The organism is Marinobacter antarcticus, assembly GCF_900142385.1.
GTDB lineage: Bacteria > Pseudomonadota > Gammaproteobacteria > Pseudomonadales > Oleiphilaceae > Marinobacter > Marinobacter antarcticus.
Window position 1 is genome coordinate 1 of record NZ_FRAQ01000001.1, and the last position, 21,012, is coordinate 21,012.

General features: G+C 55.1%; 21 protein-coding genes. 13 read left to right on the top strand and 8 right to left on the bottom strand.

The genetic code is table 11. The features are described 5' to 3' along the window. Nucleotides 1-151 precede the first annotated feature (151 nt). Nucleotides 152-1,354: a tyrosine--tRNA ligase gene (gene tyrS, locus BUA49_RS00005; RefSeq protein WP_072794766.1), complete on the bottom strand. Its 1,203-nt coding sequence runs from the start codon at nt 1,352-1,354 to the stop codon at nt 152-154. 301 nt (nt 1,355-1,655) lie between these two features. Here tyrS and BUA49_RS00010 point away from each other — a divergent pair, with 301 nt between their 5' ends. Next, complete coding sequence (locus tag BUA49_RS00010; RefSeq protein ID WP_072794767.1) at nt 1,656-3,035, top strand: OapA family protein; 1,380 nt, start codon at nt 1,656-1,658, stop codon at nt 3,033-3,035. Between the two features lie 7 nt (nt 3,036-3,042). Continuing rightward, entirely contained in the window at nt 3,043-4,140 is a 1,098-nt protein-coding gene (locus BUA49_RS00015; RefSeq protein ID WP_072794768.1) for an anhydro-N-acetylmuramic acid kinase, read from the top strand. 43 nt (nt 4,141-4,183) lie between these two features. On the opposite strand, the gene erpA is transcribed toward BUA49_RS00015, so the two are convergent. The 4 genes from erpA to argC all read right to left on the bottom strand — a co-directional run bounded on the left by erpA (nt 4,184) and on the right by argC (nt 6,870). Next, nucleotides 4,184-4,516 carry an iron-sulfur cluster insertion protein ErpA gene (gene erpA / locus BUA49_RS00020; protein ID WP_072797512.1) on the bottom strand — a complete coding sequence of 111 codons (333 nt, stop codon included), beginning with the start codon at nt 4,514-4,516 and terminating at the stop codon, nt 4,184-4,186. Between the two features lie 84 nt (nt 4,517-4,600). Beyond that, nucleotides 4,601-5,080, bottom strand: coding sequence for a bactofilin family protein (locus BUA49_RS00025; protein ID WP_072794769.1), 480 nt, complete (start codon nt 5,078-5,080; stop codon nt 4,601-4,603). Between the two features lie 2 nt (nt 5,081-5,082). Then, on the bottom strand, nt 5,083-5,823 hold the full coding sequence (locus tag BUA49_RS00030) for a DUF6776 family protein (RefSeq protein WP_072794770.1): 741 nt from the start codon (nt 5,821-5,823) through the stop codon (nt 5,083-5,085). A gap of 9 nt (nt 5,824-5,832) precedes the next feature. Further along, nucleotides 5,833-6,870, bottom strand: coding sequence for an N-acetyl-gamma-glutamyl-phosphate reductase (argC, locus tag BUA49_RS00035; RefSeq protein WP_072794771.1), 1,038 nt, complete (start codon nt 6,868-6,870; stop codon nt 5,833-5,835). Nucleotides 6,871-7,025: 155 nt separating this feature from the next. Between argC and BUA49_RS00040 the strand changes: the two genes are divergently transcribed. From BUA49_RS00040 to BUA49_RS00065, 6 genes are all read left to right on the top strand, one after another. Beyond that, nucleotides 7,026-8,801, top strand: coding sequence for a chloride channel protein (locus BUA49_RS00040; RefSeq protein ID WP_072794772.1), 1,776 nt, complete (start codon nt 7,026-7,028; stop codon nt 8,799-8,801). A 3-nt stretch (nt 8,802-8,804) separates the two neighbouring features. Beyond that, nucleotides 8,805-9,227 (top strand): protoporphyrinogen oxidase HemJ, encoded by a 423-nt coding sequence (gene hemJ, locus BUA49_RS00045; protein ID WP_072794773.1) that lies wholly within the window; start codon nt 8,805-8,807, stop codon nt 9,225-9,227. Between the two features lie 36 nt (nt 9,228-9,263). Further along, complete coding sequence (gene thiD / locus BUA49_RS00050; protein WP_072794774.1) at nt 9,264-10,028, top strand: bifunctional hydroxymethylpyrimidine kinase/phosphomethylpyrimidine kinase; 765 nt, start codon at nt 9,264-9,266, stop codon at nt 10,026-10,028. Then, the gene (gene thiE / locus BUA49_RS00055; protein WP_175547531.1) at nt 10,016-10,702 is read left to right on the top strand and encodes a thiamine phosphate synthase; all 687 of its coding nucleotides are present in this window, start codon (nt 10,016-10,018) and stop codon (nt 10,700-10,702) included. Before thiD ends, thiE begins: the two co-directional genes overlap by 13 nt. Beyond that, nucleotides 10,699-11,979 (top strand): glutamate-1-semialdehyde 2,1-aminomutase, encoded by a 1,281-nt coding sequence (hemL, locus tag BUA49_RS00060; RefSeq protein ID WP_072794776.1) that lies wholly within the window; start codon nt 10,699-10,701, stop codon nt 11,977-11,979. The genes thiE and hemL overlap by 4 nt, the downstream gene beginning before the upstream one ends. Before the next feature lie 381 nt (nt 11,980-12,360). Beyond that, nucleotides 12,361-13,248 (top strand): lipase family alpha/beta hydrolase, encoded by an 888-nt coding sequence (locus tag BUA49_RS00065; RefSeq protein WP_407656680.1) that lies wholly within the window; start codon nt 12,361-12,363, stop codon nt 13,246-13,248. A 58-nt stretch (nt 13,249-13,306) separates the two neighbouring features. Here the strand turns inward: BUA49_RS00065 and BUA49_RS00070 are convergent, their stop codons facing one another. Both BUA49_RS00070 and mrcB read right to left on the bottom strand, forming a co-directional pair. After that, nucleotides 13,307-13,876, bottom strand: coding sequence for a tetratricopeptide repeat protein (locus BUA49_RS00070; protein ID WP_072794778.1), 570 nt, complete (start codon nt 13,874-13,876; stop codon nt 13,307-13,309). Then, nucleotides 13,873-16,203, bottom strand: a complete 2,331-nt coding sequence (gene mrcB / locus BUA49_RS00075) for a penicillin-binding protein 1B (RefSeq protein WP_072794779.1) — start codon at nt 16,201-16,203, stop codon at nt 13,873-13,875. Before mrcB ends, BUA49_RS00070 begins: the two co-directional genes overlap by 4 nt. Nucleotides 16,204-16,323: 120 nt before the next feature. Between mrcB and BUA49_RS00080 the strand changes: the two genes are divergently transcribed. The 3 genes from BUA49_RS00080 to BUA49_RS00090 all read left to right on the top strand — a co-directional run bounded on the left by BUA49_RS00080 (nt 16,324) and on the right by BUA49_RS00090 (nt 18,714). Next, entirely contained in the window at nt 16,324-17,901 is a 1,578-nt protein-coding gene (locus BUA49_RS00080) for a bifunctional aminoglycoside phosphotransferase/ATP-binding protein (RefSeq protein WP_072794780.1), read from the top strand. An 85-nt stretch (nt 17,902-17,986) separates the two neighbouring features. After that, nucleotides 17,987-18,343: a pentapeptide repeat-containing protein gene (locus BUA49_RS00085; protein ID WP_072794781.1), complete on the top strand. Its 357-nt coding sequence runs from the start codon at nt 17,987-17,989 to the stop codon at nt 18,341-18,343. Beyond that, the gene (locus BUA49_RS00090) at nt 18,340-18,714 is read left to right on the top strand and encodes a Rieske (2Fe-2S) protein (RefSeq protein WP_072794782.1); all 375 of its coding nucleotides are present in this window, start codon (nt 18,340-18,342) and stop codon (nt 18,712-18,714) included. Before BUA49_RS00085 ends, BUA49_RS00090 begins: the two co-directional genes overlap by 4 nt. On the opposite strand, the gene sfsA is transcribed toward BUA49_RS00090, so the two are convergent. Beyond that, on the bottom strand, nt 18,698-19,429 hold the full coding sequence (gene sfsA, locus BUA49_RS00095) for a DNA/RNA nuclease SfsA (protein WP_072794783.1): 732 nt from the start codon (nt 19,427-19,429) through the stop codon (nt 18,698-18,700). The genes BUA49_RS00090 and sfsA overlap by 17 nt on opposite strands. Nucleotides 19,430-19,609: 180 nt before the next feature. Here sfsA and dksA point away from each other — a divergent pair, with 180 nt between their 5' ends. Together dksA and gluQRS are read left to right on the top strand one after the other, a co-directional pair. Continuing rightward, the gene (gene dksA / locus BUA49_RS00100) at nt 19,610-20,050 is read left to right on the top strand and encodes an RNA polymerase-binding protein DksA (RefSeq protein WP_072794784.1); all 441 of its coding nucleotides are present in this window, start codon (nt 19,610-19,612) and stop codon (nt 20,048-20,050) included. A 63-nt stretch (nt 20,051-20,113) separates the two neighbouring features. Beyond that, nucleotides 20,114-20,989, top strand: coding sequence for a tRNA glutamyl-Q(34) synthetase GluQRS (gluQRS, locus tag BUA49_RS00105; protein WP_072794785.1), 876 nt, complete (start codon nt 20,114-20,116; stop codon nt 20,987-20,989). Nucleotides 20,990-21,012: the final 23 nt, after the last annotated feature.

Sequence of the window (21,012 nt, forward strand, 5' to 3'; positions counted from 1 at the left end):
AAACTCGCTTTCTTCAATACTTTCAAACAGTTGCCCTTCTCAGATCATCCCGCCTCAGCGGTGTGTCCCTCGAAGGAGATGCGCATTCTACAGACGCACGCAGTTCTGTCAACGGCCATTTTGGGAAAAACCCAAAATAGCCTGAAATCGATCAAGCAGTGATCAAAACCCGGGCAATTTTCTTCTTTCCGGCCTGAATCACGCAACTGTCACCTTCGACAAACGCCCGATCGCCCTCAAACTTCTGGCCATCCACAAAAACAGCTCCGCGACCAAGAACGTCCCGCGCTGCCGCACCATTCTTAACCAGCCCAGCCATGCGCAACACAGAGGCCATCAAGACCTCGGACTGACCATCCAGTGAAACCTCGACGACGGGTACGTTTTCAGGAATCTCCCCGAGCGCTACCCGGTTACCCGCGGACTTGTGCGCCGTTTTAGCAGCCTCTTCATCATGGAAGCGGGTAATAATCTCTTCTGCCAGCAGCTTTTTATAGTCCTGGGGATTAGCCCCCTCGCCTACTGCACTTCGAAACTCACTTACCTCAGTAAGAGGACGGAAGCTCAGAAGCTCAAAGTAACGCCACAGCAACTCATCCGGCACAGACAAGAGCTTGGTGTACATTTCACCCGGAGAATCATTAACGCCGATGTAGTTGCCCAGAGATTTGGACATTTTCTGGACACCATCCAACCCTTCCAGGATCGGCATGGTCAGAACTGCCTGAGGAGACTGACCATAATGTTTCTGCAGAATACGCCCCATAAGGAGATTGAACTTCTGGTCCGTACCGCCCAGCTCAACATCAGCTTTCAGTGCTACAGAGTCGTAACCCTGTATCAAAGGATAGAGAAACTCATGAATGGCTATCGACTGCTCTGCCCGATAACGCTTGGTGAAATCGTCCCGTTCGAGCATTCGCGCGACCGTGTACTGCCCCGCTAACCGGATCATGTCCACCGCAGTCATTTTGCTCATCCACTCAGAGTTGAAGACAACCCGGGTTTTATCGCGATCGAGAATCTTAAACACCTGCTCTTTATACGTAATGGCATTCTGAGCGACTTGTTCATCCGTCAACGGAGGCCGAGTAGTGCTTTTGCCAGAAGGATCACCAATTTTCCCGGTGAAATCACCGATCAGAAAAATCACCTCATGACCGAGGTCCTGAAACTGGCGCAATTTGTTGATGAGTACAGTATGCCCAAGATGGAGGTCGGGGGCCGTAGGATCGAAACCCGCCTTAATGCGCAGCGGACGACCTTCTTTTAGTTTTGCTACCAGATCGCCTTCCGGAATCAGCTCGTCTACGCCTCGCTTGATAATGGCCAACGCTTCATCAATAGATGCCATGAATTACTCGTCCCCAATCAGTTTCACAAAATTATCTGTTACAGACTTCAACAAAAGAAATCTGTGAGTTACCCGGCGCCCTGTTACAGTGTATATGGTCAGTTTTTAAACAAAACCTGCAACCGAAGCCGGCATATTATATCAATGAAGCCGCAAGAAATCCGGCGGACAGCGCAACAACCGTAATGTTCGGCGCTGTTCCACATGCTTTTTATACGGTAATCTGTTGGTCTATACTTAAATGACAGCTTTAGTTAGGTAGTACAACCTGCTGGAATACCGATTAAAACGGATGCAACACGTGCTGAAAATGTTCCCCAAAATACACATTACCATTGCTGCCGCTGCGACCGTTGCAGTGACAGCTGCCATTCTGATGAGCCCCAGCGCCGATGTTGAGGCCAAGCGGATGTCCTATGCCCTTGATCTGGAACAGGGCGGTGCATCGGAGATCATCTCGCAAAAACCGCAGCCGGCGCGCTCTGTTTTTCCGGACCAGGCAGTTACCGCTGACCAGACAGAAGTTGCCTCGAAAACACAGAACCCGGTGAGCCCTGAGCCAGGGCTGCGTCTGGACTGGCAAACATTCGACATCAAGTCTGGAGACACTCTATCGTCCCTCTTCAAAAAGGCGGGATTCAATGACGGGATCATGCTCTCTGTTATCCACGGAGAAGGCGAGGCCGATAAACTGCAGCGCCTCTACGCTGGCGAGACCATCCGCTTTGCGACCGGTAACGAAGGCGAGCTTGCTGGGGTTGAACTCAAGCGCAGCTTGCTGGAAACATTGAAAATTGAGAGGCAAGAAGAGTCTTTTAAAGGCCAAACGGAATTACGGGATCCCGAGCCAAAACCGGCATTTGCTTCCGGTACAATCGATGGCTCACTCTATCTCGCTGCCCGTGACGCCGGGCTAAATGACCGGCTAACAATGGAGCTTGCCGGAATTTTTGGCTGGGATATCGATTTTGTCTACGATGTTCGTAAAGGCGATCAGTTTGAAGTGGTCTATGAGGAACTGTATCTCGACGGAGAAAAGTTCAGCACCGGCCGCATTCTGTCAGCCCGCTTTATAAACCGGGGCGAGGAAAACATTGCTTTGCTGTACACAGACAGCCATGGCGACAGCGACTATTACACGCCTGACGGCAAAAGTATGCGCAAAGCGTTTTTGCGCACCCCAATCAATGCACGGGTTTCTTCAGCGTTTAACCTTCAACGCCGCCACCCGGTTCTGGATGTTGTTCGCCCTCATGAAGGCACTGATTACGCTGCCCCCCCGGGCACGCCAATTAAAGCAGCAGGGAATGGCCGCGTTCAGTTTGCCGGCTGGAAAGGCGGCTATGGCCGCACTGTTGTACTGAAACATGGCGACAATATATCAACCCTATACGCTCACATGAGCCGGATCGGCAAAGGCATGAAGAGCGGAATACGTGTAAAACAAGGCGAAACCCTAGGTTATGTTGGCTCATCAGGCATGGTGACCGGGCCACACCTGCACTATGAGTTCCGGGTTAATGGCTCACCGCGGAACTCCCGGACTGTGAAGCTCCCGGACGCCAAGCCGATTCCTGCCTCTGAACTCGCGCGGTTCAAAAAGCATACAGAGCAACAAGTTGCGCAGTTTGAAGCTTTCAGAACCAACTACCAGCAGCTTGCTCTGGCCTCGGAAGACTAAAAACCCAATGGATACCTGGATAGGCCTGATGTCTGGCACCAGCATGGATGGCATAGACGCCGTGCTGGTTTCTTTCCAGGGAAAAACTGTACACATCCACGACACATACTCCATCCCCTACCCCAAAGAACTGCATCATCGCCTGGTCCTTGCAAGCCAGAACCAGGCAACACCTGATGAGATAGGCGAACTTGATACGCTGACAGGGTTACTTTTTGCAGACGCGACAGAAAACCTGATCCGCAACTCCAATGTTGGTCACTCTTCAATCAGGGCGATCGGTAGCCATGGGCAGACTCTGCGCCATCAACCTTCCGGCCCAGGCCGGTTCTCTCTTCAAATAGGCAACCCAGCCATCATTGCGGAAAAGACCGGCGTCACAACGGTAGGTGATTTCCGGAGCCGGGACATGGCCGCAGGTGGACAGGGTGCGCCTTTGGTTCCCGCCTTCCATCAGCATTTCTTTGGCTCCGAAACGGAAGACAGGTGCATCCTGAATCTCGGTGGCATCGCGAATATAACCTGGATTCCATGTGAACCCGGCAGCCCGGTAACAGGATTCGACACTGGGCCCGCAAATGCCTTGATGGATGCCTGGTGCCAAGATCAGACGGGACGCTCTTACGATGAAGACGGCCGCTGGGCGCAGGAGGGCATCGTAGACCAGGCACTACTCACCGATATGCTCTCGGATGCATACTTCGACCGCCCTGCCCCGAAAAGCACCGGAAAAGAGAAATTCAATCTCGAGTGGGTTAAAACTCTGGTACAGCGGCATGGGGAAACACGGCCAGAAGACGTTCAGCGCACACTGCTACAGCTGTCAGTGATAACAGCAGTCCGGCAAATGCCTCAGTCACCAACCATGACTGTTTATGTTTGCGGTGGGGGAACGCGCAACCGGCTGCTGATGAGGGAGCTTACTCAGGCACTCAGCCCTATCCGTGTGCTCGATACCGCTGATTTGGGCCTTGATCCCCAGTGGGTAGAGCCGACGGCATTTGCATGGCTGGCCCGGCAAACAATGGAGCGCAAGCCGGGAAATCTGCCAGACGTAACAGGAGCTAAGGGCCCCAGAATACTTGGCGCCATATACCCCGCCTGAACCAGCAACCTCTTTCCCGAGCAACTGCCCACCAAACAAAACCTCAGATCGTAAACGAGCTTCCGCAGCCACAGGTGGAGCTGGCATTGGGGTTCTGCACCACAAATTGGGAACCCTGCAGGCCTTCTTGGTAATCGATGGTGGCACCCACAAGATACTGGTAGCTCATGGGATCCACCAGAAGAATGGCCCCGTCCCGTTCTATAGCGGTGTCTTCTTCATCTTGGCTTTCATCGAATGAGAATCCGTACTGGAATCCTGAACAACCGCCACCCGTGACAAACACACGCAGCCTGAGGTCAGGGTTCCCCTCCTCCTCAACCAGTTCACGTACTTTGTTGACTGCACTGTCGCTGAAAAACAGCGGTGCTGCCATTTGCTGCTGAACTACACTCAAGTTCGCCTCCGGATTACCTGATACAACGACAAGGATTATGGTATTCCTGAGTAAAACAATCAACTATTCGAATTTTCCATCACTATCTTCCGATAGCTCGTCGGCACCTGCGTTGGGCAGAGCCTCAGCCGCCGCAATGGCGGGCGCCTTATCCTGCGTCAACAATCCGGAAGGTTCACGCTGATGAACAAGATTGCCATTTACCGATGACCCCATGGCCATCTGGATAAGGTTGTAGTAGACGCTGCCGTTAATGGCGGCCTTTTCTGCCAGTTCCAGGTGCGTAAACGCATAGACATCGCCGTGAACTGTGCCGTTGATAATAACGTGCGGAGCCGCGATGTCGCCGGTAATCTCACCCACCTCCGAAACCCGCAAAACCGCATCGCTGCCATCCTCAGCCAATACCTTGCCACGAATATGGCCATCGACATGCAAGCCACCGGAGAAGTGCACATCGCCTTCTATGGTCGTGCGTGAGGATATCAGAGTGTCAAAGTTGCCAGTGGGACGGCGGGGCTTCTGTTTTTTCTTGCCAAGCATTTCTAGTTCTCCGTTAGATCATCCCAGTTGAATGTGCGTTCAGCCTGCGAAGATTTGCGTCCTTCGGCCTGAGCAACCACCTGCACCTCAAGTGGTTCGAAACCGTCAGGCAGTGTCAGCTTACCTTCCACATCCTGGAAATACCGAAAGCGGAATTTTACGCCAAGATCTTCAATTTCCTGAGACAGGTCGCGCAGTGCGATGACTTCTTTCTCATCAACACGCATACCGATTATGTTGACCGCCACGACACCTGAAATATAACTCTTGTTGTTGCCAACCTGAGTCATCACCAGTTTGAAGTTATATGCACCAACCTGGCGGTCGCGGGAAAGGGAAAAGCTATCTACTTGCAACCCTTTGCTGGTCTCGGATGGCGCCATGATATTTTTATAGAAAGTAAGGTCCGACTTCAGACCGCCAACACGGGTTTCCAGATCAACAATGATTTTCCGTGCCTGATTCAGGGCTTGCTCATCAATTATCTTGCCACGCTCCAGATTAACCAGTTGCTGTTGTGCCTCGCGATAATTGGCCTCCAGCGTCGCGGCTTTAGCTTCCAACCGTTCGTTGGAAGCTTCGACATTGGTGAAACGAAAGCCTCCTTGAGCTAACCCAGCGGCATAACCCGCAGCAGCTGCGATAAGAGTGAACGCCAGCAGAATCGAAGTCCGCCTCAGCCGGTATCCCGGCCGATGGCGAATAACAACATATTCCTCAGCCGGTTTACGTTGTTCGCTCACTGGCGTTCCTCAGGGCAGCAATGCAGGTGCTTCAAGACCCAGCGTTTCTTTCAGGCCAAACATAATGTTCATGTTCTGGACTGCCTGGCCGGCAGCACCCTTGACCAAGTTGTCGATAACCGAGGAGATGATAACAACGTCACTCTGCTCCTGGCGGTGCAGCGCCATACGGCACAAGTTGGCTCCCCGCACACTGCGGGTTTCCGGATGGCTACCGAAAGGCATCACATCAACAAACGGCTCGTCACGATAGCGCTCTTCGAACAGCCCTTGCAGGCGTTCAAAGTCAGCCGGGGTTTTCAGTTCCGCGTAAAGCGTTGCTTCGATACCACGGATCATCGGAACAAGGTGGGGCACAAATGTAACGCCGGTTTCAACGCCTGCGGCCGCAGACAAGCCCTGACGGATTTCCGGCAAATGACGATGGCCTGAGGCGCCATATGCCTTGAAGCTTTCACCTATCTCGCCGTGTAGCATGCCGATCTTGCCCTGACGACCGCCACCACTGGCTCCGGATTTGGCATCTGCAATCAACCGTGACGGGTCGACCAGGCCCTGTTCCAACAAGGGCAGGAAGCCCAACTGGACTGCCGTGGGGTAACACCCGGGATTGGCAACCAGCTGCGCTTTAGAGATCTCATCGCGTACGACTTCAGGTAATCCGTAAACCGCCTTTTCAACCCACTCCGGCGATTCATGGGGCATGCCGTACCACTTAGACCAGACCTGCAGATCCTTAAGGCGGAAGTCTGCCGAGAGATCAACAACCCGCACACCGGAAGCCATCAGCTCCGGAACCATCCGCATGGCGACACCGTGCGGTGTTGCAAAAAACACCAGATCACACGCTGCCAGAACACTGGGATCCGGCTCTGAGTAGGCCAGATCAAAATGTCCCCGGAGGTTCGGGTACATGTCGGCCACCGACGTTCCGGCCTCCGACCTTGAGGTAATGCAGCTAACCGTAACTTGCGGATGAACCGCGAGAATTCTGAGCAGCTCGACGCCGGTATACCCGGTGCCGCCCACGATACCTACTTTAATCAACTTGCTCTCCAGCGACGTCGTATCAGGATTTAGAAGTTTAATGTCTTAGTCTACCATGATAAACCAACGACTTATTGCAGCTTACAGGGCGACGGTTACAATGTTGTCAGAAACCCTCTGACGGGCCACTCTCCTGTTCCGGAACACCGGTACCCATGAATAAATTCTGGCATCAGATTGGTGAAAAACTGACCGCCGCGATTCCGCGCAGGTTATCCGGCGTCGACTCGTTGCCGCAACTGGCTGTCCTCGGCTTGTTATCAGGACTGGTTACCGGTGGGGTGATTCTGGTTTTCCGTCTGGCCATAGAGTGGCCTTTGGGATACTTTCTGCCGGGAAACGACTCTGAGGCATTTGAAAATCTGGACATTCTTACTCGGGGACTGCTGCCTCTGGCCGGTGCTCTTGGTCTTGGCCTGCTTTTACACCGCCTGGCAACCCATGACCGGAAGGTAGGGGTTGTTCACGTCATGGAACGCCTGAATTACCATCAGGGCTATATCACTGCAAAAAGTGCTTTTATTCAGTTCATAGTAGGTGTCACAACCGTTGTTACCGGGCAATCCGCAGGCCGGGAAGGTCCGGCCGTGCACTTGGGTGCTGCATTTTCAAGCTTGATGGGGCAGTGGATGCGGCTGCCTAACAACAGTATCCGCACGCTGGTCGCCTGCGGCTGTGCTGCCGCCATTTCCGCATCGTTCAACACACCGATTTCCGGGGTTATATTTGCCATGGAAGTGGTAATGATGGAATACACCATTGCCGGTTTCACACCCATCATTCTTGCCTCGGTCAGCGCCGCTATCGTAACCCAGATTGTGTATGGCACAGAGCCCGCGTTCAGCGTTCCCGCACTGACTATGAACTCAATGTTGGAGATACCCTGGATTCTGGTTGTTGCTGTGGTTATTGGTGTTGCCGCGGCACTTTTTATTCACTTGGTCGATTCCATGGGGCGCTTCAGCCACCGCCCCATTTTGCTACGAGTAATTATTGCCGGCGTTCTGATGGTGCCTGCCGCCATTCTGGTGCCTCAGATCATGGGAATTGGCTACGACACAGTCAATGAGACCATAAACGGCGAGCTCGGCCTCTGGATGCTGCTGAGCGCAGGGGTTGCCAAGCTTGTGATCACAGCTCTGTCTGTTGGCCTGGGCATGCCAAGCAGCATTATCGGCCCAACGCTGTTCATGGGCGCAACGCTTGGCGGAGCCATGGGACTCATAGGCGCGGAGATCATACCAATCCATGCCTCATCCGTAGGCTTTTACGCCATGCTCGGAATGGGCGCCATGATGGGCGCCGTGCTGCAAGCACCTCTGGCGGCCTTGATGGCACTGATGGAATTAACCCGGAACCCGCACATCATTCTACCGGGCATGCTTATCATCACCACCTCCACGCTGATCACCAGCGAGGCCTTCGGAAAAAAGTCGCTATTCCTTACCGTACTGAAAAGCCAGGGTCTGAGCTATCAGAGTTCGCCGGTTATTCAGGCCTTGCGCCGGATCTCTGTGGCCGCGATCATGGATAAGAGTATTTTGCGAATTGACAGGCATCTGACTTCTGAAGAAGCGCGAAAAGCGCTGAAAGCTGAGCCTAAATGGCTGCTAGTGGAAGGCAGCAACGGACCAACTTCTCTGTTTCCCGCCGTCGATCTGGCACGGTATCTGGAAGACTCCGAGAAGATGGCAACCGGTGAAGGGACTGACCCACCGGAATCTATCGATCTGATGGATATCCCCGCTAACCGGCGCGAAATCGCCCCGGTACAGTATCAGGCCACGCTCGAAGAGGCGCTGAACGAGTTTGAGACGACCAATGCTGAGGCTTTGTATGTGCAGCGCCATGTAGCGCCAATGATTCTACGGGTTTATGGCGTGGTGCTTAAATCTGATATCGAAAGCTATTACCAATATCGACGGAGCTGACCAATGCTGTGGGTTAAAGCCTTTCACATAATTTCTATGGTGTGCTGGTTCGCCGGCATTTTTTATCTGCCAAGGCTGTTTGTCTACCATGCCGCCTGTGAGGATGAGCCGGGGCGCGAGCGTTTCAAAATCATGGAGCGGAAACTCTACCGGGGCATCACAACACCTTCGATGATTGCCACCGTGATATTTGGCGTCTGGCTGCTCAGTTATAATGTATCAGGCTATTTCAGCCAGGGCTGGTTGCACGTAAAGCTGGTGCTTGTGGCACTGCTGATTATTTATCACTTTTATTGCGGACATCTGGTCAAGGTGTTTCGCGAAGATCGCAATACCCGCGGCCATGTATTCTACCGCTGGTTCAATGAGCTGCCAGTATTCATCCTGCTGGCAGTTGTTATTCTCGCCGTCGTTAGACCTTTCTAGGGAGCTTTAGCCATCCGACACTACACCCGCCCTCAGATACTTGTTCTTTCTGGCCTCGATCCTTCCGGCGGCGCCGGCATCCAGGCAGATATTCAGGCAATCACTTCACTGGGGTGCCACCCGTTACCGGTGCTCACCTGCCTGACCGTTCAGGACACCCGGAATGTATATGGTGCCGAAGCCGTCAACCCGGAACTGATTCGCCAGCAACTCAAGTGCATCTCTGAGGACGCGCCCATACACGCGGTTAAAACCGGCGCCCTCGGCAGCGCTGCGGTAGTCGATGTGCTCGCAGAGTTTCTTGAAAAGCATCCGGATATTCCAATCATAACCGACCCGGTAATCAAGGCTGCAGGAGGCGGTGATCTTGCCAATGACGAGCTACTTGCCGCCATGAAACAGCGGCTGTTTCCGCTGGCCGAAATGATCACTCCTAACGGCATAGAACTGGCACTGCTGGGAGAGAGCGAAAACCCGGACGAGGCGGCACGTAAACTGCTCGAGAAAGGCTGCACATCGGTGTTGGCAACAGGCGGGCATGGCACGGGCATTCGTATCACCAATACGCTTTATAGCCATTCGCCTGCGCCTATGTCATGGGATATCGAGCGCATTGGAGGCGAGTATCACGGTACCGGCTGCACACTTGCAGCGGCGATTGCGGCCGGCCGAGCTCAGGGGCTTTCACCCCGCGCCGCAATTTCCCAGGCTCAGAATTACGTGCACCGCACTATTCTGCACGCGCTTGAGGTGGGCAGGGGCCAGCCAGTTCCGGACCGGGGCATTCTGTGGGAACGATGAACACACGCGTCCCAATCGGACTTTACGCGATTACCGACAGCCAACTTACACCTCCGGCAACTTTGATTGCTTCCGTGGAAGCGGCGATTCGCGGCGGCACAGTGATGGTACAATACCGCGAGAAGTCGGCTCCGATGGCGGAACGCCTTACACACGCCAGAAATCTGCAGTCAGTCTGCGCTGCCGCCCGCGTTCCACTGCTTATTAACGATGATGCAGAGCTTGCAAAACGCATAGGCGCTGCAGGCGTGCACCTTGGCCAGTCAGACGTCTCTGCCGCAGAGGCACGCCGCCTGCTCGGAGATAATGCCATTATCGGCATTACCTGCCATGCAGACCTGGCACTGGCAAAGACGGCCATGGAGGCAGGCGCAGACTATCTGGCCTTTGGCCGCTTCTTTACATCAACAACCAAACCGGAAGCTCCGGCAGCTGCAACCAACATACTGACTAAAGCAAAACGCTTCAACCGGCCAGTTACCGCTATTGGCGGTATTTCCACAGACAACGGTGAGCTGCTCATCCGGGCAGGCGCTGACCTGTTGGCCGTTGTCGGCGGGCTTTTCGGGGGCAACCCTGAAGCGACAGAACAGAATGCAAAAACATTTCAGAGGCTGTTTGCCAGCCACCACCCACTCTTTTTAATCCCCGATAACAGGAGCTCTCACACATGACGCACTCAGAAACCCTGTTCGAGCAGGCCCAGAAGTACATTCCTGGTGGCGTTAACTCCCCGGTTCGGGCGTTCCGCGGTGTAGGCGGCACCCCGATCTTTTTTAATCACGCCCAGGGCGCATATCTGTACGACGAGGACGGCCAGCGTTATATCGATTACATTGGCTCTTGGGGCCCGATGATTCTTGGCCACTCTGACCAACGCATCAAAGATGCTCTACACGCCCAAGTGGAACTCGGCATCGGCTATGGTGCACCCACCTCGATCGAGACCGATATGGCACGCAAGGTTTGCGAACTGGTGCCCTCGATTGATCTGGTTCGCATGGTGAATTCCGGCACAGAAGCCACCATGAGCGCCATCCGTCTTGCCCGCGGCTACACCGGGCGCGACAAGATCGTAAAATTTGAAGGCTGCTATCACGGGCATGTGGATTCACTGCTTGTGAAGGCCGGTTCCGGGGCACTGACACTGGGCGTACCGAATTCACCTGGCATCCCCGCCAGCCTGGCAGAGCTCACGCTGACTCTGGATTTCAACGATATCGATGGCGTGCGTGAAACTTTCAAAGAAATGGGCGACCAGATTGCCGCCATTATCGTAGAGCCGGTAGCGGGCAACATGAACTGCATCCCCCCGGTTCCGGGCTTCCTGGAAGGGCTTCGGGAAATCTGCGATGAACACGGAACGGTGCTGATCTTTGACGAGGTAATGACCGGGTTCCGGGTATCCCTCGGTGGGGCTCAGGGCTTATATGGCGTTACCCCGGATCTGACGGCACTTGGCAAAGTCATTGGTGGTGGGCTGCCAGTTGGGGCCTTCGGTGGCAAGCGGAAAATCATGGAACACATCGCTCCCCTTGGCCCGGTTTACCAGGCTGGCACATTGAGCGGCAATCCGCTGGCCATGTGCGCCGGCCTCGCCACTTTGAACGCCATCTCCGAACCAGGTTTTCACGATCGTCTGACTCAAAAGACTCTTGCGGTGCGTGATGGCCTCAAGGCAGCAGCCGATGCGACGGGCGTCCCCCTGACTGTTCAGGGCGCTGGCGCCATGTTCGGTTTCTTTTTCACAGAAGAGTCCAGCATCACCCGCTTCGACCAGGTTATGGGCTGTGACGTGGAGCGCTTCAAGAAATTCTTCCAGGGCATGCTTAAGGAGGGCATTTATCTTGCGCCGTCCGCATTTGAGGCTGGCTTTACCAGCGCAGCCCTGACGGATGAAGATATTGCTGATACGGTCAAAGCTGCGAAAAAAGTGATGGCTACCCTCTAATGGCTACTCTCTAAAAGACCAGACAAGCAGTTTTCCGAAACTGATCCGGCAGGATCTGACGTGTTAATGTTTCCTGCCGGGCCAGTTTCGCGAACATCATCACACTTTAGCTGCCAATACATCAGGTTTACCTCTTCTGCCGTTGACTTGCCTCCCCAACTGATCAAATTATGGCCGTATCTCTACGGAGATGCTCTGACGGCATACATCTAACAAATACAACATGGAAGTCCGCACACAGAGGCTTTATTCCGCACGTTACGGCATAAGCATGCAGTATCTGGAGCAACCCGTTAGGTTGAGCCGCAGTTTGAATAACAAACACAACCTCAAACTGTAGGAAATACAATGAAACTCTGGATCAAAATAATAACTCTGGTTATGACCATCGCCTGGTCAGCTCCCTCTGCCGCCTGGTGGTGGAATTCCAAACCTGCAGACTACGCCGACACCCGTTATCCCGTCGTGTTGGTTCACGGCATGTTTGGCTTCGATTCCATCGCCGGTGTGGACTACTGGTATGGCATCGCGGAAGATCTGCGCAAGAATGGCGCGGATGTTTATACCACCCAGGTTCCAGCGCTCGACAGCACCATCGCTCGTGGCGAGGCCTTGCTGCCACAGGTGGAGGCCATTGCGGCCGTTCACGGCAAGGTGAACCTGATCGGTCACAGCCACGGCGGACCTACTGCCCGCTATATCGCAACAGTCCGCCCTGATCTGGTCGCCTCTGTAACGTCCGTTGGCTCTCCACATACAGGTTCCCCCGTTGCTGATCTTATCTACAACTCACCCGCTGAAGGCCTGGCGGTCACTCTGGGCAATGCTCTCGGTACTCTTATCGATGCGTTGTCTGGTGGGGGTTACAATCAGGACGTGCGCTCCAGCCTTCAATCACTGACCACCCAGGGAAGCGCCGAGTTCAACAACTTCGCGCCTGCTGGCATGCCGGCCTCTGCGTGCGGTGAAGGCGCCTATTCGGCAAACGGTATACGGTTCTATTCCTGGGGCGGCACCGGGGTTCTGACCAACGCACTCGATCTCTCAGACGCCTTGCTCGGCACCACCAGGTTGGCCTTCGGGTTTGGCAAGAATGATGGCCTTGTGGGTCGCTGCAGCAACCACTTCGGCCAAGTCATTCGCGACAATTACTTTATGAACCACCTGGATGAAGTGAATCAGTTACTGGGCCTTCACAGCCTGTTTGAGACAGACCCGAAAGCGGTCTTCAAGCAACACGCTAACCGGCTGAAAAACGCCGGACTGTAAGTACAGCTACTTCTCTGCCCGGAAAGTTTCCGGGCAGGAAGATTCAGCAACACGTCAGTTACAGGGCAGAGGCCCGATCTTCTGCCTGATTGGCTCCCGCCACATTACCCCGGGCCCTGCGAATATCCGCCAGCAAAAGCCAGCCCGCACGCTGCAGACGGAGATCATTCCCCGCCAGTGATAACCCCTTCAGGGTAAATTGCTCTGCAGGCCCGAGCTTGTTACCGGCCACATAAGCCTCCGACAGCTTAAAGTAAACCTCTGCCGAGCTGGGCGCGATCCGTTGCGCGCGCTCCAACCGAACAATGGCTCCCTGGGCATCACCACTCTTCAAAAGATCGTCTGCCTCACGAACCAGGCTCAGGGCTGCCGGTGACAAGTCATCCCCGGCATCCCGGTAACTCGGCTTGCTGCTGCGCTGCGTCTGCTCCGGCTCTTGGGCTTCAGTCTGTTCGCTTTTGCGCCAGACCTGAGGCTCATCTCTATCCTCAGCCGTCTGTGGTGGTTCCGGCGCGCGGGAGGCGCCCCCCGCGGGCACATAAATAGAACCTCCCGGGCCGGAAGCGCATCCGGCCAAGGTCAAAAGCCCCGCCAACATACCTGCATGAAAAACACCTTGCCTACTCATTGGAACAATCCTTCAAACCAGCCTCGAATTTTCCGCTCAAAGGTACCGGAGCAAGACACCTTCTGTGTCGGCTCGCTACCCGATATAAACGGCAGAAGGCGCGCATTATCGCAATACTCGTCTGTTAACGCCTGTTTTTCAGAATTTACCCAGTGATAATTAACACCGTCGGGCACCACCGGGGAAAATCCGTGTTGTGGCACCTGCGCCATGAAACGCGACCAGACCGGCAAAGCCCCGGTGGCCCCGGTCAGTGCCGTTGGGCCGTTATCGTCACGCCCTACCCAGGCGACGGCCAGCAAATCGCCGCTGAAGCCGGCAAACCAGGAATCGCGACCGTCATCGGTTGTGCCTGTTTTGCCGGCGAGCGACAGCTCCTTTGGAACCGTGTTGTAAGCCCAGCGCCCGGTGCCTTCGTGCATGGTTTCCTGCATTGCGTACTGCAAAAGATGCACTGCAGCCGGGTCCGCAACCTGGTCCACCTCCAGTCTATAGCGTGAAAGCGCTTGCCCGCCGGCATCCGTCACCTCCCGGATGGTGCGCAGAGGCGTGTTGAATCCGGAGGTGGCCAACCCCTGATACATCTGAGCAACTGTAACAGGGCTCATGGCAATCGAACCAAGCAGCATGGAGGGATATTCGGAAATTGGTGTAATTACACCAAACGCTCGCAGGGTCTTGCGGACGGCCGGGATACCAACATCGAGTCCTACCCGAACCGCCGGCAGGTTATAGGAGTGCGAAAGAGCGCGATGCAGAGGAACCTCCCCCCGCTCTTTACCGTCGTAGTTTTTGGGCTCCCAGCGCCGCCCATCATCGAACTCCAGGGTGAAGGACTTATCCAGCACCGGGGTCATCAAGGTATAGCGCTCCGGCTGCTCCAGTGCTGTCAGGTAGGTAAAGGGTTTGATCAGCGAGCCAATCGGGCGATTGGCGTCCAGGGCCCGGTTGAATCCCGCATACTGCGGATCTTTTCCGCCCACGAGCGCGAGCACCTCCCCAGTATCTTTGGCGGTCACTACGAGCGTCGCTTCCAGAGCTTTGGCCATATCGCCGCTTGCCAGCCTTGGCAGGGTGTCGGTAACGGCATACTCAGCGGCATACTGAATAGCCGGGTTGAGCGTGGTGAATATCCGAAGCCCTTCGCTGCGCAGATCCTCTTCTTTGTAATCCCGTGCCAGGTGCCGCCGGACAAGATCGATATAGGCGGGATAGCGATTTTCAGAGTACGAAGGCTTGGCGCTGACGCCAAGCGCCAAGCCACGGGCACGAGCGGCCTTCGACGGTTCGATAAGGCCCGCATCTTCCATCTCGCTGATGACCAGATTACGCCGCTGCGTGGCCCGATCAGGGTGCCGGCGGGGATTGTAGTAGCTTGGCCCTTTGACCATACCCACAAGCAGGGCGATCTGATGCACATCCAGATCTTTCAGTGACTCGCCGAAATAAAACTGACTGGCCAGCCCGAACCCGTTAATGCTCCGGGTGCCTGCCTGCCCCAGATACACTTCGTTCAGATAGGTTTCCAGTATGTCGTCTTTCTCGTAATGCAACTCGAGCAGAATCGACATCAGGGCCTCATTGCCCTTGCGCAGTAAGGTCTGATCCCGGGTAAGAAAGAAGTTTTTCACCAGTTGCTGTGTCAGGGTACTTCCGCCCTGAACGATCTGCCCTGCACTTATATTGGCCAGCATGGCGCGACCAATGGAGGCCGGAGCAATTCCGAAGTGATCGTAGAACCTCCGATCTTCAACCGCCATCAGTGCGGTAGGCAGCAGAGCCGGAACTTCATCCAGGCGCACCAGAATCCGATCTTCTTTGTGAGCAGGATATATCCCGCCGATACGAGCCGGTTCAAGTCGCACAATCGCTGCGCTGCCACCAGCTGACACAGAAAAGTCCTGAATCCGGTCTCCGTAGATATTCAACGAAAGCTTACGCCGGGGCTCATCACCATCAGGAAAGCGAAATCCCCGGGTGCTGATAATAAAATGGCCACCGTTACGGCGATAACTTCCAGGTTTTACGCCATCACCCTTTCGGTAACCCGATAGCGTCAGCTCCCGCTCCAGCGCTCCGGAGCTCACACCGGCGCCGTCGTAGAGCTCCAAAGGCCGTGCATAAACCCGCGAGGGCACTTCAAACCGCCGCCCCTCGAACCGGTCGGTGACAACCGCATCGAGATAGACCATCCAGCCCGCCAGCAACACAAGGCCAATAGCGGACACTCGGATAAAAATTTTCCAGAACCAGGGGCTGCGTCTGTTCCGGCTGTTTTTACTTGGGGATTTTCTGTTGGGCTTCGAAGGAGATCTGTTTTTTTTCATGGGCGGATTATAACGAAGCCTGCACGACATAAGGCAGGCCAACTATGTGTTATTTATGTAACCTGCCCGTTATGATGGTGCAATAAAAATCAATGAGTTCAGGGAAGCGAGGAGCACAACGTGAGTGAAACACCCCCAGGCAGTCTGTTACTGGCACTGCAAAACCCCGAGCTGTACAACCATCCGGTTGACGGATTCCAGATTATCGAAACTCACATTTCTCAGGTAATCCTGACCGGCCAATACGCCTACAAGATCAAAAAGCCTATGAATTTCGGGTTTCTTGATTTTTCCACACTGGCGCGCCGGAAGCACTTTTGCGAAGAAGAGCTGCGCCTGAACCGTCGCCTGGCAGAACCTCTGTACCTGGAAGTACTCCCGATTACAGGAACCCCCGAGCAGCCCGTCATCGGCGGCGAAGGCGAGCCGTTTGAATACCTGTTGAAAATGCGCCAGTTCCGCCAGAACCAGCTATTTGACCATATGCAGGAAACCGGCGACCTCAAGCCAGAACTCTTATCCAGCCTCGCGCAGCAGGTAGCCGGCTTCCACGACAGCCTGGAACCGATACCAGACGATAAACCTCTGGGCACCCCGGAAGCTGTTTACGCGGCCATGCAGGAAAATTTTGACCAGATTCGGCCGATGATCGACGACAAAGACCTGCTAAGCCAGCTCGACAATCTCGAAGCCTGGACACAGACCACCTTCGAACGCCACCGGGATCTCATTGCCAAGCGGCGTGCAGATGGCCTGGTACGGGAATGCCACGGCGACCTGCACCTGGCTAACATCACCGTTTACGACGGCAAGGTCACGGTTTTCGATTGTATCGAATTCAATGAGCCCTTCCGCTGGATCGATGTCATCAATGACCTGGCATTTTTGCTGATGGATCTGGAATCCCGACGCGAATCTGCTCTGGCAAACCTGGTTCTGAATACCTATCTGGAATATCGCGACGATTTTGAGGCCCTGCCCCTGCTGCCCCTCTACAAGGCTTACCGGGCGCTGGTAAGGGCCAAGATTGCGCTTTTCACCCTGGCCAATCCGTCCCTGAGTGAAGGTGAAAAAGAGACTCTGATGCAGCGGTATCGCGATTATGCCCAGCTGGCAGAAGATTACGGCAGCATCCCGAATCGCTATCTGCTGGCCACAGTGGGCCTCTCTGCCAGCGGCAAAACCTGTGTCAGCGCAGCCATGTCGAGTGAGCTGGGCCTTATCCGACTGCGGTCTGACATTGAGCGCAAGCGACTGCATGGGCTGGCGCCGCTGGAGGACAGTCAGTCGCCCACCGGGGGCAAGCTGTACTCTGCCGAAGCTAACGAAAAAACCTACGAACGCCTGGCGAAGCTTGCCTGCGACCTGCTCGCTGCCGGCTTGCCGGTTATCGCCGACGCTGCCTGCCTGAAAGAGCGCGAACGAGCGCTGTTTGCCGCTGTCGCAGAAAGTCAGGGAGTCCCCTTTGCGCTGATTCACTGTGAGGCCCCGGAGGAGCTGCGCAAGGAATGGGTGCGCAAACGCAAGGGCGACGCCTCGGAAGCGACAGAGGAACTTCTGGATGCCCAAAAAGACTGGTTTGAACCCCTCACGGCGGAAGAAAAAAGCCATACCGTGCACCTGCGCAGCGATCGGGAACATGTTGCAGAGGCGGTTGCAGGCAGAATCCGGCAGCACTTTGGCCTGACTTCCAAGTAACCGGCCAATGCCATCAAGACCGTTAAAGAGCGAGGGCAAGCTATACTCGCGGAAGAACCGGAACAGAACGCCATAAGGAAGGATCATGGAAACCGATGCAGTGCGCCATATCACAGACCCGCTCTACGAAACGCTTCGCAAAGAAGATATTACTGCCTTCAATGCGGAAAAATCAGCGCGGGGAGACCTGCCCAGTCTTGCCCATGGAGACTTCAGGGGGCTGGACTTGCGCGGGATGAATGCTCATGGGCTTGACCTGAGCAACGCCTATTTTCGGGGCTCTGATATCAGGGGTATAGATTTCAGCCACTCAAACATGGAAGGAGCCAGTATTGCGGGTGCCAAGATTTCCGGATGCTTCTTTCCTCAAAGCCTTGAGGCAGAAGAGATCGTGATGTCTCTGAACCACGGCACACGAATGCGGTACAGCAAGGGCAAATGACAGACAGGCAAGCGGACCAGTGGCAAACGGTATGCAGCAGGCAGGAGTTACAGGTCGGCCGGTTTATTGAATTCTCGCTGGCCAGCGCTGATCAGAATACTGACACCCTGCCAACGACCGGGTTCGTGTTTCTGGATAGCACCACGCCCAGAGCCTACCTGAACCAGTGCCCACACATGGGCATTGAACTGAACTGGATGCCGGGCCGCTTCATGGATGCCGACAACCTGTTCCTTCAGTGCTCAACTCACGGAGCCCTGTTCAAGCCCGGCGACGGTGAGTGCATTGCCGGGCCTTGTCAGGGCGATGCACTCATCGCTCTGGATATACGGGAAACCGGGGAGATGCTGGAAGTCAGACTTCCAGAATAACCGGCACCGCTTCAGTCAGCGCCATCCTGCCGGATGGACTGCCATCATCATTGGCAAGGTTTGCCCGGTAGGCCACTATCTCTACACCCGCATCACACGCTTGCCGCAACAACTGACCGTAATGCTGGTCGATGTGATCTGCAGGCCGCACAGTTTCAATGCCAGTATGATTCACCACAAAAAACAGCACGGCACGATCACCGAGCGCAACCTGAGCCATCAGTTCTCGCAGATGCTTCTGCCCGCGGGTTGTAACCGCGTCCGGAAAGAAGCCCTGGCCGTTTACCTCAAGGGTTACGTTCTTCACTTCTACCCAGGCATCCGGCTCCGCCTCATGCCCGGAGAGTAACAGATCAATCCGGCTTTTTTCCTCGCCATACTTTACTTCTGGACGACAATGACTGTATCCGACCAGTTCGCTGATACGGCCCGCTTCAATCGCCTCACGCGCCTGCGCGTTAGGTCTTGCCGTATTTACACACGCGAGCGTGCCAGGTGCCGTTTCAACAAGTTCCCAGGTATACGGCAACTTGCGCGCCGGGTTGTTGCTGCGGCTCAGCCACACCCTGCCATCAGGCGGCTGGCAGCCCAGCATGGAACCGGTATTCGGGCAATGGGCCGTTATTTCAGTGCTATCGGGCAACCGCACATCCGCCAGAAAACGTTTATAACGTCGGATAAGACTCCCTTCAATCAAGGGCTCGGGAAACTTCATAGGCTCTCCAAATGCGAAGTAGACATCACAATGCTGGCACCCCCGTGACTAATCTGCTATTTTCCGCCAAATCCCGTTTCAGGACGACTGCTTCATCCAAATTATAGCCGCGCCGCAGCGGGGGCTGGCGCGCAGGAAAGCTAAGCGTCCTTGTGAAGTATAAAAAAGAGGCCGGGTTAAATGGCAAACACATCAAACCAATCACGCGAACGTTTCACCAACTTCACCCCTTATGAAATGAAGAAGGGTGAAGACTACATGAGTGCTGACATGCGGGAGCACTTCAAAGAGCTGCTGCGGCAATGGAAGCAGGAGCTCATGGAAGAAGTGGATCGCACCATGCACCACATGCAGGAAGATGCTGCAAACTACGCGGACCCCAGTGACCGCGCAACTCAGGAAGAAGAGTTCAGCCTCGAACTGCGCACCCGCGACCGCGAGCGCAAACTGATCAAGAAAATCGATCAGACCGTCGACCGCATCGACAAAGACGACTACGGTTTTTGCGACCAGTGTGGCGTGGAGATAGGCATACGTCGCCTGGAGGCACGCCCGACCGCAACGCTGTGCATTGATTGCAAAACCCTGGCCGAAATCCGCGAGCGCCAGACTGGCATCTAAGGCGGCAAGCCCGATCTGGCCGGCGCTGCCCTTTAAGGCCTTGCCGGCCAATCAGCCTTATCCATGAGCAGCCTTCACGACTACCGGGGCCGTTTTGCACCCTCACCCACAGGGCCGCTTCATTTCGGCTCTCTGGTCACAGCTCTGGCCAGCTATCTGGAAGCTAAGTCCTGCGAAGGACATTGGCTTATCCGCATTGAAGATCTCGACCCACTGCGGGAGCCACCAGAAGCCACCGGCGAAATCCTCAACAGCCTTGACACCCACGGCCTGTTTCCCGACGGTCCCGTACACTTTCAGTCCCAACATCACCCGGCCTACCACTCAGCCATCGAGTACCTGCTAAGCAAGGGCAGCGCCTACCGCTGCAGCTGCTCGCGCAAACAGCTCCAAGCCAATCATGGCCGGCACCCGCGCCAGTGCAGGGATGGCGGCACCACAACCTCCGATCAGCCCTTCGCCATACGCTTTGCTCTCAACGATGAGCAGTGTCACTGGCAGGATCAGCTACTGGGGCCGCAGCATCAGGTTGTCCGGGCGGAAATCGACGATCCTGTCATTCTGCGCAAGGAGGGCTTTTTTGCCTATCAACTCGCTGTGGTAGTAGATGATATCTCGCAGGGCATTACCCATGTGGTTCGCGGCTCAGACCTGCTGGACATGACCGCTCAGCAATTACAGATTTACCGTGCTCTGGAGGCAGCACCACCGCGCTGGCTTCATATTCCCGTAGTTGTTAACGATCAGGGACAAAAGCTATCCAAACAGAACCACGCTCCAGCGCTGGATAAACACACACCGGCAGAGAACCTGTTTGCCGCATTGAAGGCACTGAACCAGCGGCCACCACAATCATTACTGGCCGGGTCGGTGGAAGATCTGCTGGAATGGGCCTGCACACACTGGAAACGCGGGGCCGTTCACCTGACATCACGGTGACTGTCGTGGTATAAAGCCTTTCA

Excerpts from the sequence above, each read along its gene's own strand:
- tyrS (WP_072794766.1), bottom strand. The coding sequence starts at position 1,354 with ATGGCATCTATTGATGAAGCGTTGGCCATTATCAAGCGAGGCGTAGAC.
- BUA49_RS00015 (WP_072794768.1), top strand. The coding sequence starts at position 3,043 with ATGGATACCTGGATAGGCCTGATGTCTGGCACCAGCATGGATGGCATA.
- erpA (WP_072797512.1), bottom strand. The coding sequence starts at position 4,516 with ATGGCAGCACCGCTGTTTTTCAGCGACAGTGCAGTCAACAAAGTACGT.
- BUA49_RS00025 (WP_072794769.1), bottom strand. The coding sequence starts at position 5,080 with ATGCTTGGCAAGAAAAAACAGAAGCCCCGCCGTCCCACTGGCAACTTT.
- BUA49_RS00040 (WP_072794772.1), top strand. The coding sequence starts at position 7,026 with ATGAATAAATTCTGGCATCAGATTGGTGAAAAACTGACCGCCGCGATT.
- hemJ (WP_072794773.1), top strand. The coding sequence starts at position 8,805 with ATGCTGTGGGTTAAAGCCTTTCACATAATTTCTATGGTGTGCTGGTTC.
- hemL (WP_072794776.1), top strand. The coding sequence starts at position 10,699 with ATGACGCACTCAGAAACCCTGTTCGAGCAGGCCCAGAAGTACATTCCT.
- BUA49_RS00065 (WP_407656680.1), top strand. The coding sequence starts at position 12,361 with ATGACCATCGCCTGGTCAGCTCCCTCTGCCGCCTGGTGGTGGAATTCC.
- BUA49_RS00070 (WP_072794778.1), bottom strand. The coding sequence starts at position 13,876 with ATGAGTAGGCAAGGTGTTTTTCATGCAGGTATGTTGGCGGGGCTTTTG.
- mrcB (WP_072794779.1), bottom strand. The coding sequence starts at position 16,203 with ATGAAAAAAAACAGATCTCCTTCGAAGCCCAACAGAAAATCCCCAAGT.
- BUA49_RS00085 (WP_072794781.1), top strand. The coding sequence starts at position 17,987 with ATGGAAACCGATGCAGTGCGCCATATCACAGACCCGCTCTACGAAACG.
- BUA49_RS00090 (WP_072794782.1), top strand. The coding sequence starts at position 18,340 with ATGACAGACAGGCAAGCGGACCAGTGGCAAACGGTATGCAGCAGGCAG.
- sfsA (WP_072794783.1), bottom strand. The coding sequence starts at position 19,429 with ATGAAGTTTCCCGAGCCCTTGATTGAAGGGAGTCTTATCCGACGTTAT.
- dksA (WP_072794784.1), top strand. The coding sequence starts at position 19,610 with ATGGCAAACACATCAAACCAATCACGCGAACGTTTCACCAACTTCACC.
- gluQRS (WP_072794785.1), top strand. The coding sequence starts at position 20,114 with ATGAGCAGCCTTCACGACTACCGGGGCCGTTTTGCACCCTCACCCACA.